Origin of the sequence: Phytomonospora sp. NPDC050363, from assembly GCF_040655735.1 — a bacterium.
Classification (GTDB): Bacteria; Actinomycetota; Actinomycetes; order Mycobacteriales; family Micromonosporaceae; genus Phytomonospora.
This window is the reverse complement of sequence record NZ_JBFAKK010000004.1, coordinates 425,948-440,097: the sequence shown is the minus strand read 5'-3', so window position 1 is coordinate 440,097 and position 14,150 is coordinate 425,948. Positions and strand designations below refer to the sequence as shown.

Genomic DNA, 14,150 nt, shown 5'->3' with positions numbered 1-14,150 from the left:
TCAGAGCGCGTGCCCGGTCGTGGCGTCGACGTGGCCGGGCACGGCCTCGTGGCGGTCGCCGACGGTCGGCGTGCCGGTCGGCTCGAACATGAGGATCGAGGCGCCCGAGAGTGATGAGGGCCGGTGCTCGGTGCCGCGCGGGACGGTGAAGACCGAGCCCTTGGGCAGGACGACGGTCCGCTCGCCGGCCGCTTCGCGCAGGCCGATGCGCAGTTCGCCGTCCAGGACGCAGAAGAACTCGTCGGTGTGGTCGTGGACGTGCCAGACGTGCTCGCCCTCGACCTTGGCGACGCGCACGTCGTAGTCGTTGACGGTGGTGACGATGCGAGGGCTCCACAGAGCGTCGAAGGAGGCGAGCGCGCCGGCGAGGGCGATGGGTTCGTTGGCCATGGGCTCATCCTCGCCGTGGCGAGTGCGGTCCGCGAGTGCTAGAAATCGCACATGCCGCAAGGATCCTCGCAGCCGCCGCATCGGGTCGTCGTCATCGTCGACGAGAACTCCAACCCCTTCGAGCTGGGCTGCGCGACCGAGGTGTTCGGGCTGCGGCGGCCCGAGCTGGGTCGCGAGCTCTACGACTTCGCGCTCTGCTCGCCCGAGCCGCGCACGCCGATGAGGGACGGGTTCTTCGCGCTCACCGGTGTCGGGGGGCTCGAACTGGCCGACGGCGCCGACACCCTGATCGTGCCCAACCGGCCCGACACGCAGGCGCCGCGCCGTCCGGAGGTCCTCGACGCCGTGCGGCGGGCGCACGCGCGCGGGGCGCGGCTCGTCGGTTTCTGCAGCGGTGCCTTCACCCTCGCCGAGGCCGGGGTGCTCGACGGCCGCCGCGCCACCGCCCACTGGCAGTGGGCCGAGGCGTTCCGGGAGCGGTTTCCCGCCGTGCGGCTCGAAGCCGACGTGCTCTTCGTCGACGACGGCGACATCCTCACCTCGGCGGGAAGCGCGGCGGCCCTCGACCTCGGCCTGCACATCGTCCGCCGCGACCACGGCTACGAGGTCGCCAACTCGGTGAGCCGCCGCCTGGTGTTCGCCGCACACCGCGACGGCGGGCAGCGGCAGTTCGTCGAGCGGCCCGTCCCCGAAGTGCCGGACGAGTCGCTGGCTCCGGCGCTGGCCTGGGCCACCGAACGCCTTGACGAGCCGCTGACCGTCGCCGACCTGGCCGCCCGCGCGGCCGTGAGCACCGCGACCCTCCACCGCCGCTTCCGCGCGCAGCTCGACACCACGCCGCTGGCGTGGCTGACCGCCGAGCGCGTCGCGCTCGCCTGTCGCCTCATCGAACGCGGGGAGGAGCGCCTCGACGTGGTGGCACGGCGCAGCGGGCTGGGGACGGCGGCGAACCTGCGGCTGAGGCTGCGGCGGCAGACGGGGCTGAGCCCGACGGGATACCGGCGGCGCTTCGGGGCGGGGTAGGGCGGGGCGGGAGGATCTGGGACATGTGGGAGTGGTTCCTGGCGTCGTCTCCGTTCGCCACCACCGGAAATCATCGTCTGGGACCACGAGACGGACGCGCGGTACCGCGTCGCCGCTGACCTCGCCGGCTTCCTGCGGGGCGCGCTCGCCTCCGAGGGCGACTGGTTTCGCCACTTGGCGCCGCAGCGCGAAGTGGACGGTTTCCCGCCCACCGCGACCGCCTGAGTGCCTGCTGTCCGCGTGCAGGAAACAGCGCGATCAGCGGGGGACAAACAGGCTGACACCCGCGCGCGGCCGGCGCACCTCGGCGTCCCACGGGAACCCTGCCGCTGGGGTACGCGAGCGGGCCGGGACTCCACGCCATCACACCACCCCCACCCTCACCGCACACCGGCCCCTCACCGCGTGAGGGGCCGGGGTCGCGGGCTCAGATCGTCGGCTCGTGCAGGTCGCGGGCGCGCAGGGCCGCCGCGAGGGCCGTCGGGGAACCGGTCCAGCCGAAGACGTCGAGGGCGGTGTCGGCGAACTTGACGACGTGTTCGTCGCCGTGCGCGGCGGCGGCGGCGAAGATGTCGGCGGGGTCGGTGGCGTCGGGGACGGTGGGCAGGCCGTCGGGGTCGGCGGGGGCCGTCGGGGCGTACACGGCGAAGACCGCGGCGGAGGCGGCCCAGCCGATGTTCGCGCTGGTGACCCACTGGTCGCGGGGCAGGGACGGCAGGACGCGCAGCACCGCGTTGGGGGCGGTGGCACCGTGAACGAGCATCGTGGGGTTGCCGTGCCCGAAGTCGAGGTACCTGCGGGTGGCGGCGGTGACGACGTCGGTGAGCCTGCGGTGGCCCTCATCGGGGTCGTCGGCGGGACGCAGGGCGGCGAGCGCGGCACTCCAGCCGCTCAGGCCGGTGAGCTGGTCGAGGCGTGTGTTGATGCCGCCGGTCTGGTCGGGAATGCGCGGCACGTCGTCGAGCGCGGCTTGGGGGTCGAGGCGGCCGGAGGGGGCCGCGACACCGGTGACGGGCTGCCATCGGGCGGCCCAGTAGGCGAGGGCCTGGACGAGTTCCTCGACGCGGATGTCGTTGACGCCGTCCTCGCGAAGCGTCCGCACGGCGTGCCCGACGCGGATGACGCCATGGGTGGCGCCGGCGGCGATGCCGGGGAGGAGTCGCGGCCACCATTCGGCGAGCACGTCGGTCCATTCGCGTTCGGCGAGATGGCGGCGGAACCAGGCGGGCCAGTCGCCGAGGCGTTTGCCGTCGCCCAAGGCTTCGCGCCAGTTGTCGTCGGTGACCGGGTCGAGTCCGCGCGGGACCTCGTCGAGACCGGGCGCGTAGACGTCGATCCAGTGGTGGACGGCGTCGGCGTGACCGTTGCGGGCGAGGGCCTCGACGGTCATGGGGGCGTGGTTGGTGAGCCAGCCTCCGACGCGTTCGGGGCCGGATGTGTGAAGGCGGTCGTAGGCCTCGTCGAGGATGCCCTGGCTGTTGGGGGTGGGACTCATGACAGCTCCTATATAGTCAACTCGCTATATTGAGTAAACCATATATAGCTGCCTCACGATAGACTGTGCGGGTGGGAACAGAGGAGAGCAAGCGCCAGATCGAGATCCTCAAGGCCATGGCGCACCCGATCCGGCTCGGTGTGCTGCGCAGACTCGCCACCGACCCCGACACCTGCGCGTGCGACTTCACCGAGGTCTTCGGCGTCGCCCAGCCGACCATCTCGGCGCACCTGCGCACCCTGCGCGAAGCGGGCCTCGTCACGACCCGGCGGGAGGGAACGACGATCTGCTACTCGCTGGCGCCCGACGCGCTCCGGCCGCTCACCGAACTGCTCGGTGAGCTGATGGGGGCACCGGTCGCGGCCTGAGGACCGCAGCGCCCGCCTACGATGATCATCGTGGCGTGCCGGGGCGCGCCGGAGAGGACACCGCCATGTGGCCACGCGTCAACGGTCTGCGCGCACTCGAACTGGGCACGCCCGGCAGACTGCGGGCGCGGCTGAACTCGCTCGTCCTGTCCGGCGACAAGACCGCGACGGCGTCCCTCCTCGACGAGTACGGCCAGGAGCGGGAAGTCCTCGAACAGGTCGGTGAACGCCTCGCCCTGCTCGACGACGCCGGGGAGCCCGTCGCCGTCGTCGAGGTGACAGCCGTCGAGACCGTCCCCTTCGGGGAGGTCGACATGGCCTTCGCGTTCGACGAGGGCGAGGGCTACACGTCGGTGGAGCACTGGCGCGAGACGCACGCGGAGTTCTGGGCGGAACTGGGCACGCCGGTCACGGCGGAGACGCCGGTGGTGTGCCTGCACTTCCGCCTCGCCGACTGACCGCTCACCCCGGCGTCAGGCGCACCGGCAGGGCCGCGTAGTCGTTGTTGATGAACGACGGCAGTTTTCGCAGCTCACCGACGGGAACGGCCAGCGCCAGATCCGGGAAGCGCGCGAACAGTCCCCGCAGCGCCACGTTCGCCTCCAGCCGCGCCAGGGGCGCGCCGATGCAGAAGTGCACGCCGTGCCCGAAGGCGAGGTGCTCGGTGTCGGCGCGGTCGAGGTTCCATCGTTCGGGTTCACTGTGGACCGAGGGGTCGCGGCCGTGCGCGAGGAACCCGATGATGAGCGGGTCACCCGCGGCGACGACCGTCCCGTCGGGCAGCTCGATGTCGGCGATCGCGTAGCGCAGCGGCAGGTAGCCGACGGGCGAGTCCAGCCGTAATGTCTCGTCGATGACGTCGTTCCAGCGCGCGGGGTCGCGGCGGACGGCCTCCAGCGCCTCGGGGTGGCTCAGGAGATTGACGACGGCGTGGTCGATGAGGGACACGGCCGTCTCGGCGCCCGCCCCGACGAACAGGATCAGCGTGCCGACGAGCTGCTCGCCGGTCAGCGCGTCGCCGTTCTCGTCCTGCATGGCCAGCAGCCTTGTGGTCAGGTCGTCGCCGGGGTTCTCCCGCTTGTACTCGATGAGGGCGGCCATCTCGGCGATCAGGCGGGCGCCGGTGGCGTTGGCCTCCTCCGTGGACAGCGAGGTGTCGTTGGTGCGGTCCAGGATCTCGTGGGTCGACGACCGCTTGTGCTCGGGCACACCGAACAGGTCGCAGATGACGGTGATGGGGATCTTGTAGGAGAAGGCGCGGCGCAGGTCCACGACCGCGCCGGGCGGGGTGTCGCCGAGGGCTTCGAGGCGGCCGTTGACGATCTGCTCGACGGCCGGGCGCATCGCCTCGATACTGCGGACGGTGAAGGCCCTGGCGACGAGGCGGCGCATCCGGCCGTGGTCGGCCCCATAGGCGTTGAACATGCTCGGCGCCGTCCACGGCACCAGCCAGCTCGGCGGTGCCTCGGGGTCGAAGTCCGGCCAGTGGCGGCGCGCGTCGCGGGACACGCGCGGGTCGGTGAGCAGCTTCTTGACCAGGGCGCCGTCGGTGACCGCCCAGGCGCTGACGCCGTCGCGGAGGTTGACGCGCACAGCCGAGTGGGCGCGCAGTTCGGCGGTCTGCTCGTGGAGGCGGGTTCCGGTGGAGTCGAGGGTCACGGGGGTGATGGAGGTGGTCATGGCGCAGCCAAGCACTCCTCGAAACATGATCGCCACCATGCGGTCGTGATGGCGACAATCCGGCGTTGCCCGGTCACCGACCGGGAAGTACCGGCGCCGCCGCGAACGTCGACCCCACCGATCGGCTGATACCCCTCCCCCGCCCGGCCACCCGCACCGGCCCGCCGACCGGCGGCCAGGTCCCGTCCCCTGGTCAATGTCGCTTTCGGGCACTCCTTGCGAGGCTGAACACGGCCGAAGAACACCGGAACCCGACCCGAGAGGACAGCACATGCCAACGGTCGTCGAGGTACGCAACCTCCACAAACGCCATGGGGACAAGATCGCCGTCGACGACGTCTCGCTCACCGTCGAGGAGGGCGAGATCTTCGGGATCCTCGGCCCGAACGGCGCCGGGAAGACCACGACCGTCGAGTGCGTCGAGGGAATCCGGGCCCCCGACCGGGGCGAGATCAAGGTCCTCGGCCTCGACCCCCTCCGCGACCGCGCCGAACTCACCAGGCGGCTCGGCGTCCAGTTGCAGGACGGACGGCTGCCCGACCGCATGAAGGTCGCCGAGGCACTGGAGCTCTACAGCTCCTTCTACCCCGCCCCCGCCGACTGGCGCTGGATCATGGAGAGCCTCGGCCTCGGCGAGAAGGCCGCGACCAGGTACGACAAGCTCTCCGGCGGTCAGAAGCAGCGCCTGTCCATCGCCCTGGCGCTCGTCGGGGACCCGAAGGTGGCCATCCTCGACGAACTCACCACCGGCCTCGACCCGCAGGCCCGGCGCGACACCTGGGAGCTGATCGAGGGCGTGCGCTCCCGCGGCGTGACGATCGTGCTGGTCACCCACTTCATGGAGGAGGCCGAGCGGCTCTGCGACCGCCTCGCCCTCATCGACGCCGGCCGCGTCGTCACCGTCGACACCCCCGCCGGCCTGACATCGCTGGCGCGCGTCGGCCAGCGGATCCGGTTTCGCCCCTCGGCGCCCTTCGCCGACGAACTGCTGACCGGCCTTCCCGACGTCACCGGCCTCACCCGCCAGGGGGAGCTGGTCATCGTCGACGGCAACGACAACGCCCTCAACGCCGTGACCGCCGTCCTGGCCCACCGCCGGATCGCCGCCGAGCGGCTTCGCGTCGAGCAGGCGAGCCTGGAGGACGCGTTCGTCGCGCTGACCGGCCGACACCTCGACGCCCACTGACCCCACCGTCTTGAGAAAGGAAGCAGTTCGATGTCAGCACCGAACACCACCGCTCCGCCGGCCGCCAAGGGCGGCTCGGCGACGTGGCGCCTCATCCGGGCCGAGATGAAACTCAACGTCCGCGAGAAGGTCGGTCCCTTCTGGGGCGTCGGCTTCCCCCTGGTCCTGATGATCATCCTCGGCAGCATCCCCTCCTTGCGGGAACCCAGCGAGGAGAACGGCGGCCTCGCCGCCTTCGAGATCTACGTGCCGGTGATCATCTTGTTCACCCTGGCCCTGCTGGCCCTCATCGCGCTGCCGGGCACGCTCGCAGGCTATCGCGAACACGGCGTGCTCCGGCGTATGCAGACCACTCCCATCGGCTCGATCCGTGTGCTCGCCGCCCAACTCGCGGCGAACCTCGCCATCGCGATCGTCGCCGCGGTCCTGTTCTACAGCGTGGCCGTCATCGCCTTCGGTGTCCACCTCCCCGGTAGCATCGCCGCCTTCGCCGTCGGCTGGGCGCTGGTCGCGGTCGCCATGCTGTCGATCGGCCTGCTGATCACGGCACTGGCGCCCGGACGCCACTCGGCCTCGGCGATCGGCACGGTGCTGTTCTTCCCGATGATGTTCTTCGCCGGGCTGTGGATCCCGATCACCCAGATGCCCCCGCTGCTGCGTGACATCAGCCACTACACACCGCTGGGCGCCGCGATGCGCGTGTTCCAGGACGCCTACGAGGGCTCGTTCCCGCATGTCCAGCCCGTACTCGCCCTGCTGGGGTACGCGATCATCTGTTCAGCGGCGGCGATCCGCTGGTTCCGCTGGCAGTAGACCCGAAGCCGAAGGAGGGGACGTGAAGACGAGAACGCCGGAACGACGGCCCCCGCGCCTGCTGGTGAACGTGATCCCGTACTCGCTGCTGGCCGTCCTCGCGGTCTTCACGATCGTGGTGAACCGGCCCGAAGGCGGCAGGGCACTGCTGATCCTGGGCCTGTGCGCGGCGACCGCGGTGTGGATGCTCACCATGTTCACCCTGCGAGAGGGCTGGTGGGAGCGCCCGGTCCTGATGGGGGTCTTCTTCTGCGGCCTGCTCGCGCTGACGACGGCCCTCGTCCTGCTCGACCCCACCTTCGGCTTCTTCACCACCGCCCCCTTCATCCACGCCTTCGCCGTGCTCACCTGGCCCTGGCGGGTTCCGGCGGTGGCGGCCGTGTCGATCGTCGCCGGAACCGCGCAGGCGTCCAGTGTGGACCTGTCCGGTCCGCAGGGCCTGGCGCTCCACCTGGCCATCGTCGTCGGCAACATGGTCATCATGGTCGGCATGGCCTGGTTCCTCCGGCTCGACGAGACCGAACGGACCGAACTCGACGACGCCCTCGCCGAACTGGGCCGCACCAACCGCCTGCTGGAGGCCACGCTCGCCGAGAACGCCGCGCTCCACGATCGTCTCCTCGCCCAGGCAAGGGAGTCCGGCGCCCTCGACGAACGGCGGCGCATGGCCCGCGAGATCCACGACACCGTGGCGCAGGGCCTCATCGGGATCATCACCCAGCTCCAGGCCGCCGAGCAGATCCGCGAGACCCCCGACGAGTGGCGCCGCCCCTTCGAGGCCGTGAAAGGACTCGCCCGCGACAGCCTCACGGAGGCCCGGCGCTCCGTCGACGCGCTCCGGCCGCGGACCTTGGAGACCGCGCGGCTCAGCGAGGCGCTGGCCGAGGTCGCCGACCGCTGGTCGGCGCTGCACGGGGTCACCGCGCACGTGACGACGACGGGAACGGTGCGGCCGGTCTCGGCCGAGACGGAGTTCGTGCTGCTGCGAACGGCGCAGGAGGCACTGGCCAACGTCGCCAAGCACGCCGGCGCGACCCGGGCCGGCGTGACCCTGTCGTACCTGGATAACGAGGTCGCCCTGGACGTGCGCGACGACGGCCGCGGCTTCGATCCCGCGGGGCTCCGGTCGCCGTCCGCCTCGACCTCGGACTCCTCCGGCGGCTTCGGGCTTACGATCATGCGCGAACGGGTCGAAAGCCTGTCCGGGACGCTGCGGCTCGAATCCGAGCCCGGCACCGGAACCGGCGTCTCGGCCTCCGTCCCCACACCGAACGGAAACCGTCGATGACCGAGGACACCGCCGAGACGCCCGTGCGGCTCCTGATCGCCGACGACCACCCCGTCGTACGGGACGGGCTGAGCAGCATGTTCGCCTCCGCCCCTGGGTTCGAGGTGCTGGGCGAGGCCGCCGACGGCGCCGAGGCCGTCCGCATGGCCCGGCGACTCGAACCCGACGTGATCCTGATGGACCTGCGCATGCCGGGCATGGACGGGCTCGCGGCGATCACCGAGCTGGCCCGGCTCGGCGTCACCGCGCGAGTGCTGGTCCTGACCACCTATGACACCGACTCCCACGTGCTGCCCGCGATCGAGGCGGGCGCCACCGGCTACCTGCTCAAGGACTCTCCCCGCGAGGATCTGCTGCGGGGCGCGCGGGCCGCCGCGAAAGGCGAGACCGTGCTCTCCCCGTCGGTGGCGGCGTGGCTGATGAACCGCGTCAAGACGCCCTCCCGGCAGGTGCTCAGCCGCCGGGAACTGGAGGTCCTCGAACTGGTCGCGGGCGGCAACACCAACCGCGAGGCCGCCGCGAAGCTGTTCATCACCGAGGCCACGGTCAAGAGCCACCTGCTCAACATCTACGCCAAACTCGGGGTCGGCGACCGGGCGGCAGCCGTCGCCGAGGCCTTCAACCGGCGACTGCTCACTCCCCAGTCGCCGGAAGGAACCTGACCGCGCTCAAGGAGTCCGGGCCGCCGACCGCGCGCCACGCCCAGTCGGCGGCGACCTCGGGCGCGGGCATCGGGTCGAGTTCGAGCCAGGCGGTCAGCACGCCCATGAGCGCGCCGGTGATGCCCGCCGCCGCGATCTCCGGGGGCAGGCCCGACACCTTCCCGCGCCCGAAGGCCTCGATGGCGAGAGTCGCGATCAACTCGATCCTCCGGCGCAGCCTCGCCGTGGCCAGCGGGGAGCCGTGGGGTCCCAGGGTCTTGCGGTAGAGCGAGGCGTGGTCGGCGAGGTGCTCCACGTACCGCAGCAGCAGCGCCAGCGTCTGCGGCTCCGACTTCACCTCCATGTCGAGCACACCGGCACCCGCCTTGGCCGCCTGTTCGTCGAGGGCGTCGGCCAGCAGCGTGTCCTTGTCGGGATAGTGCTGGTAGAAGGTGCTCCGATTGACCGTCGCCCGCTCGGTGATGTCGGCGATCGAGATCGCGTCGAGGTCCTTCTCGCGGGCGAGCGCGAGCAGCGCTTCCTGGAGCAGGTTGCGCGTACGGGCGATGCGACGGTCCACTCGATCATTCTCTCAGGTCATGTGCCGGACCCCGGATGGTAATCCGACACGCGTTGGATAACCAACAGGCGTTGGTTTACCGTTGCGGAAGCCGTACCCCTCTCGCGGTCCCCTGTGTCCGCCCGAATCAAGGATCACCATGGCCTCTTTCCTCTACCGTCTCGGACGCGCCGCGTTCCACCGGCGGTGGCTCGTCCTCATCATCTGGCTGGTCGCCGTGGCCGGCATCAGCGTCGGCGCGGTCGCCTCCGGCCTGAAGATGACCGACGCGTTCACCATTCCCGGTACCGACTCCGCCCGTGCCCAGGAGATCCTGGAGGAGAAGTTCGGCCGCGTCGCCGGCGGCGGTGACGACCACGACGAGACCGCGCCGGCCTCATCGCGGATCGTCGTGCAGGCGCCCGAGGGCGTCGACTTCACCACCGGCGACGGGCTGCCCGCCGTGCTCGGCGCGGTCGCGCCTCTCGGGGACGCCGCCGACGTCGTCGAGGTCTCCGACCCCGTCGAGTCCCAGGCCATCGCACCCGACGGCTCGGTCCTCTATGTCGACGTCCAGTTCGGCGGCCCCGCCAAGGACGTCGACGCCGGTACCAAGGACGCGATGGAGGCGATCGCCGACACCCTTGAGGACAGCGGCTATACCGTCGCCCTCAGCGGCGGCCCGTTCAAGGCGGCGCTGGAGATCCTGTCCCCGACCGAGGCGATCGGCGTGCTCATCGCCCTGATCGTGCTCGTGGTGACCTTCGGTTCGCTGCTCGCCGCCGGGATGCCGCTGCTGACCGCGCTGCTCGGGGTCGGCATCGGCGTCGGCGGCGTGCTGTCGCTGTCGGCGGTCGTGGAGATCTCCTCGGCGACGCTGACCCTCGCGCTGATGCTCGGCCTGGCCGTCGGCATCGACTACGCGCTGTTCCTGCTCTCACGGCACCGGCAGCAGCTCGCCACGGGCATGGATCCGGCCGAGTCGACCGGGCGGGCCGTCGGCACGGCGGGAAGCGCGATCGTCTTCGCCGGCCTGACCGTCGTCATCGCGCTGGCCGGCCTGGCCGTCACCGGTATTCCCTTCCTGGCCATCATGGGTCTGGCCGCGGCGGCGACCGTCGCCGTCGCCGTGCTGGTCGCGGTGACGCTGGTCCCGGCGATCCTCGGCTTCGCCGGGAAGCGGCTCGTGCCTCGCGGCCGGGCGGCCCGCACGGCCGAGCGCGTGCACTCCGCCGACAACCGCTGGGGCCACTGGGTCACCGCGCATCCGGTCGTCACGCTGCTGCTCGGCGTGATCTTCCTCGGCGCGATCGCCGCCCCCGTGGTGTCGATGCGCCTCGGTCTGCCCGACAAGGGCAGCGAGGCTGAGGAGAGCGGCGACCGGCAGGCCTACGACATGCTCGCCGAGGGCTTCGGTCCCGGCATCAACGGTCCGCTCGTGGTGCTCGTCGACGGTGACGCCGGCGACCCGCAGGGCCTCGGCGCCGCGATGGTCGCGACGCAGACCGCCATCGACGACCTCCCCGGGACGGCCTACGTGGCACCGCCGATGCCGAACGGGACGCCCGACGCCAACGGGCTGCCGACCATGAACGGCGCCTCGGCCGCGCTCATCTACGTCCTCCCCGAGACCGGACCCAACGAGGAGGCGACCGCCGACCTCGTGCACGCGGTCCGCGGACTTGAGGCGGGTGCGGGGACCACGGTGTGGGTGACCGGGTCGGCGGCGGCCAACATCGACGTGACCGAGAAGCTGGAGAACGCGCTGCCGGTGTTCCTCGCCATCGTCGTCGGGCTGGCGCTGATCCTCCTGCTGATCGCGTTCCGCTCGCTGCTGGTGCCGCTGACCGCGGCCCTCGGGTTCCTGCTGACCGTCGCGGCCGCCTTCGGCGCCACCACGGCGGTCTACCAGTGGGGTTGGCTGTCGGACGTGTTCAACGTGACGGCGACCGGGCCGCTGCTGTCGTTCATGCCGGTGCTCCTGGTCGGCATCCTGTTCGGCCTCGCCATGGACTACCAGGTCTTCCTGGTGTCGCGCATGCGCGAGGACTACGTGCACGGCCTGGCCACCGACGACCCACCGCTGAAATCGGTGCGCTCCGGTTACGCCCACGGCGTCCGGGTCGTGCTGGCCGCCGCGCTGATCATGGTCGCGGTGTTCTCCAGCTTCGTGTTCTCCGGCTCGGCCGTCATGGCGCCGATCGCCTTCGCGATGGGCCTGGGCGTGGCCATCGACGCGCTTGTCGTGCGGATGACCATGATCCCGGCCGTCATGGCGCTGCTCGGCCGCTCGGCGTGGTGGCTGCCGCGCTGGCTCGACCGGATCCTGCCGAACGTCGACATCGAGGGCGCCTCACTGGAGCGCCGCGCCGACGTCGAACCCGAGCGGGTGGACGCCCGGGTCTAGAGCCCTCGGCTCACAGCGGGGGCGGTGCCGGTGCGCCGCTCCCGCTTCGCCGTCTCACGAGGGGATCTCGCCCAAAGGTCAGGGCGCCCGCTTCTTGCGCAGACCGAGGCCGATGAGGACGAGCCCCAGGATCGCCGTGACGGGCCCGATCACCGCCCACATCTTCTGTCCGTTCATGCCGCCGCTCTGCCCGAGCAGGTCCAGCCCCTGAAGTGTCCAGACGGCGCCCGCCAGGACGAGCAGCGTTCCGAGGATCAGCCAAACCCAGCGCATCGACGACTCCAGACATGAGTGCTTCTTGGGGTTCGCTCATCGTGGCACGCCCGGCGGCCGTTCAGGGCCGGTGGCGCGCCGCGATCTCATGCGCGCCCGGTGCGCCGTCGCGGCTGGAGCACGCCGGCGAGCAGGACCACGACGACACCGGCGGCCGGTACGACCAGCAAGCCCGTGCGCAGCCCGGCGGCGTCGGCGAGGAGGCCGACCAGCGGCGGTGACAGCAGGAAGCTCAGCCGCATGAGCCACGACACCAGAGTGAGGCCGGTACCGGCCCGCAGGCCGGGGAGTTCGTCGGCCTCGTGCATGGCCGCCGGGACGAGCGTTGACACACCGAATCCGGCCGCGGCGAAACCGGCGATCGTGCCGGGGACGGTCGGGAAGGCCAGCGCGAGGCCCATGCCGGCGGCGACCAGCAGGCCGCCGGATCGCGCGACGGCGCGCTGCCCGAAACGGTCGACGAGACGGTCGCCGATCAAGCGCCCGACGAACTGGGCGGCGACGAGCGCGATGAACCCGGTCGCGGCGAGCGCGGCGGGAGCGCCGAGGTCGACCGAGAGGTAGAGGGCCGCCCAGGAGCTGCCGGCGTCTTCGACGAGGGTGCCGCCCATCGCGATGAGGACCAGTGCACCGAGGATCAGCAGGGTCCGGGCTCCGATGGCGGATCGGCCGGTCTCGCGCGGGGTCGCGCCCGAAGTCGCGTCCTCGTCGCGTCCGGGCAGGCAGAAGCGCTGCGCGACCAGCGCGATCGTCGTGCACAGCGCGGCCGCGATGCCGAGGTGGACTCCGCGGCTGAGGCCGACGGCGATCGCGCCGGCGGCCATGGCGCCACCGAGGACCGCGCCGATGGACCACACGGCGTGCAGGGAGTTGATGATGGAGCGGCCGTAGCGCCGCTGAACGCGCAGGCCGTGGGCGTTTTGGGCCACGTCGGTGACCGAGTCGGTGGCGCCGGCCAGGAACAGCAGCGCGGCGAGCGCCGCCGGGGTGGGCGCGAGGACGGCCGCCAGGAGGCCGAGGCCGGTGAGGATGGTGCCGGCGACGGCCATGCGCGCCGATCCGAAGCGGCGGATGAGCGCGGCCGCGGCGAGTCCGGCGGCGATGGCTCCGGCGGGGAAGGCGGCCACGATGAGGCCGTAGGCGGAGTTGTCGAGCGCGAGGTCGGCCTTGATCTGCGGGAGCCGGGGCACGAGGTTGGCGAAGAGGGTCCCGTTGGTGAGGAAGAGGGCCGCGACGGCGGCTCTGGCTCGCCGGAGCGCCGCGGACGGGCGGGCTGCGGCGTCGACGGTCATGATCTCGAACGTACCGCCTTCCCGAGTGCTCTTTCCGTCCGTCAGGCGGCGGGGGCGCCGATCCACGTGTCGACCCTCACGGCATTGTGGCGGCGGTGCGATGGCCTGGGGAAACGGCGTCGGCGATCGGGTGTCCACAAGGGATACCGGCCGCCATGCGCTCCTTCGTGAAGGCGTGCGTGACCTGTGCCCCAACCGCACACTCGCCGCACATCGCTCGAAAAGGATCACCGGGGGAGCAACTTTCCGCACCGGCGATCACGTATAAATCCTCGCGGGCCGAACGGCCCGGGCCCACGACGAAAGCAGGACACATGCGCAAGCGGATCCTCCCCCTCCTCGCCACGACCGCCGCGGCGCTGGCGATCAGCCTGGCGGCGGCGGCCCCTGCCCACGCGGGCACCAACGGCGACGCCGGGACCATCGGCAGCGGCAGCTTCACCGCCAACGCCGGGACGCTGTTCTTCGCCCACGACGGTGAGATCTTCTACGTCGAGGACAACCACGCCGACGGTGCGGGCGTCATCGCGTACTGGTGGATCGGCAGCACCTACCAGGGCGAGATGTACAACGGCGGCGGCGCCAACACCAGCAAGACGTTCAACAAGTCCGTCACCGACGGCCTCCAGGTGCGCTTCCAGGTCTGCGTCAGCGACAACGGCTCGGTGAAGACCGGCACCTGCTCGGCGATCCGCAGCGCCATCGCGTGATGTGACCGGCGAAGGGGCGCGCCGC

At 71.4% G+C, this 14,150-nt stretch carries 15 protein-coding genes; 9 read left to right on the top strand and 6 right to left on the bottom strand.

The annotated features are described in order from the left end of the window. Positions 1-390, bottom strand: a complete 390-nt coding sequence (locus AB0I28_RS13470) for a cupin domain-containing protein (protein ID WP_357492899.1) — start codon at positions 388-390, stop codon at positions 1-3. Between the two features lie 51 nt (positions 391-441). Between AB0I28_RS13470 and AB0I28_RS13465 the strand changes: the two genes are divergently transcribed. Beyond that, positions 442-1,413 (top strand): helix-turn-helix domain-containing protein, encoded by a 972-nt coding sequence (locus tag AB0I28_RS13465; protein ID WP_357492897.1) that lies wholly within the window; start codon positions 442-444, stop codon positions 1,411-1,413. Positions 1,414-1,840: 427 nt separating this feature from the next. On the opposite strand, the gene AB0I28_RS13460 is transcribed toward AB0I28_RS13465, so the two are convergent. Further along, a complete protein-coding gene (locus AB0I28_RS13460) occupies positions 1,841-2,908 on the bottom strand; it encodes a questin oxidase family protein (protein ID WP_357492895.1) in 1,068 nt (355 codons plus the stop codon). Positions 2,909-2,979: 71 nt separating this feature from the next. Here AB0I28_RS13460 and AB0I28_RS13455 point away from each other — a divergent pair, with 71 nt between their 5' ends. Continuing rightward, positions 2,980-3,276: a metalloregulator ArsR/SmtB family transcription factor gene (locus tag AB0I28_RS13455; protein ID WP_357492893.1), complete on the top strand. Its 297-nt coding sequence runs from the start codon at positions 2,980-2,982 to the stop codon at positions 3,274-3,276. A 65-nt stretch (positions 3,277-3,341) separates the two neighbouring features. After that, positions 3,342-3,734, top strand: coding sequence for an ASCH domain-containing protein (locus AB0I28_RS13450; RefSeq protein WP_357492891.1), 393 nt, complete (start codon positions 3,342-3,344; stop codon positions 3,732-3,734). A gap of 4 nt (positions 3,735-3,738) precedes the next feature. On the opposite strand, the gene AB0I28_RS13445 is transcribed toward AB0I28_RS13450, so the two are convergent. Next, positions 3,739-4,956 carry a cytochrome P450 gene (locus AB0I28_RS13445; RefSeq protein ID WP_357492889.1) on the bottom strand — a complete coding sequence of 406 codons (1,218 nt, stop codon included), beginning with the start codon at positions 4,954-4,956 and terminating at the stop codon, positions 3,739-3,741. A gap of 271 nt (positions 4,957-5,227) precedes the next feature. On the opposite strand from AB0I28_RS13445, the gene AB0I28_RS13440 reads away from it, so the two are divergent. From AB0I28_RS13440 to AB0I28_RS13425, 4 genes are read left to right on the top strand one after another with little or no spacing between them, the layout of a single operon-like run. Beyond that, positions 5,228-6,142 (top strand): ABC transporter ATP-binding protein, encoded by a 915-nt coding sequence (locus AB0I28_RS13440; RefSeq protein ID WP_357492887.1) that lies wholly within the window; start codon positions 5,228-5,230, stop codon positions 6,140-6,142. A gap of 30 nt (positions 6,143-6,172) precedes the next feature. Further along, entirely contained in the window at positions 6,173-6,955 is a 783-nt protein-coding gene (locus AB0I28_RS13435; RefSeq protein WP_357492885.1) for an ABC transporter permease, read from the top strand. A 22-nt stretch (positions 6,956-6,977) separates the two neighbouring features. Then, positions 6,978-8,243: a sensor histidine kinase gene (locus tag AB0I28_RS13430; protein ID WP_357492883.1), complete on the top strand. Its 1,266-nt coding sequence runs from the start codon at positions 6,978-6,980 to the stop codon at positions 8,241-8,243. Then, entirely contained in the window at positions 8,240-8,905 is a 666-nt protein-coding gene (locus tag AB0I28_RS13425; RefSeq protein WP_357492881.1) for a response regulator transcription factor, read from the top strand. The genes AB0I28_RS13430 and AB0I28_RS13425 overlap by 4 nt, the downstream gene beginning before the upstream one ends. On the opposite strand, the gene AB0I28_RS13420 is transcribed toward AB0I28_RS13425, so the two are convergent. Beyond that, entirely contained in the window at positions 8,877-9,464 is a 588-nt protein-coding gene (locus tag AB0I28_RS13420) for a TetR/AcrR family transcriptional regulator (RefSeq protein ID WP_357492879.1), read from the bottom strand. The genes AB0I28_RS13425 and AB0I28_RS13420 overlap by 29 nt on opposite strands. Positions 9,465-9,603: 139 nt before the next feature. Here AB0I28_RS13420 and AB0I28_RS13415 point away from each other — a divergent pair, with 139 nt between their 5' ends. Continuing rightward, on the top strand, positions 9,604-11,850 hold the full coding sequence (locus tag AB0I28_RS13415; protein ID WP_357492877.1) for an MMPL family transporter: 2,247 nt from the start codon (positions 9,604-9,606) through the stop codon (positions 11,848-11,850). Between the two features lie 78 nt (positions 11,851-11,928). Here AB0I28_RS13415 and AB0I28_RS13410 read toward each other — a convergent pair whose 3' ends face one another. Next, a complete protein-coding gene (locus tag AB0I28_RS13410; protein WP_357492875.1) occupies positions 11,929-12,123 on the bottom strand; it encodes a hypothetical protein in 195 nt (64 codons plus the stop codon). A gap of 86 nt (positions 12,124-12,209) precedes the next feature. Beyond that, positions 12,210-13,415 carry an MFS transporter gene (locus AB0I28_RS13405; RefSeq protein WP_357492873.1) on the bottom strand — a complete coding sequence of 402 codons (1,206 nt, stop codon included), beginning with the start codon at positions 13,413-13,415 and terminating at the stop codon, positions 12,210-12,212. Between the two features lie 314 nt (positions 13,416-13,729). On the opposite strand from AB0I28_RS13405, the gene AB0I28_RS13400 reads away from it, so the two are divergent. Then, positions 13,730-14,125: a hypothetical protein gene (locus AB0I28_RS13400; RefSeq protein ID WP_357492871.1), complete on the top strand. Its 396-nt coding sequence runs from the start codon at positions 13,730-13,732 to the stop codon at positions 14,123-14,125. The last annotated feature ends 25 nt before the right edge of the window (positions 14,126-14,150 follow it).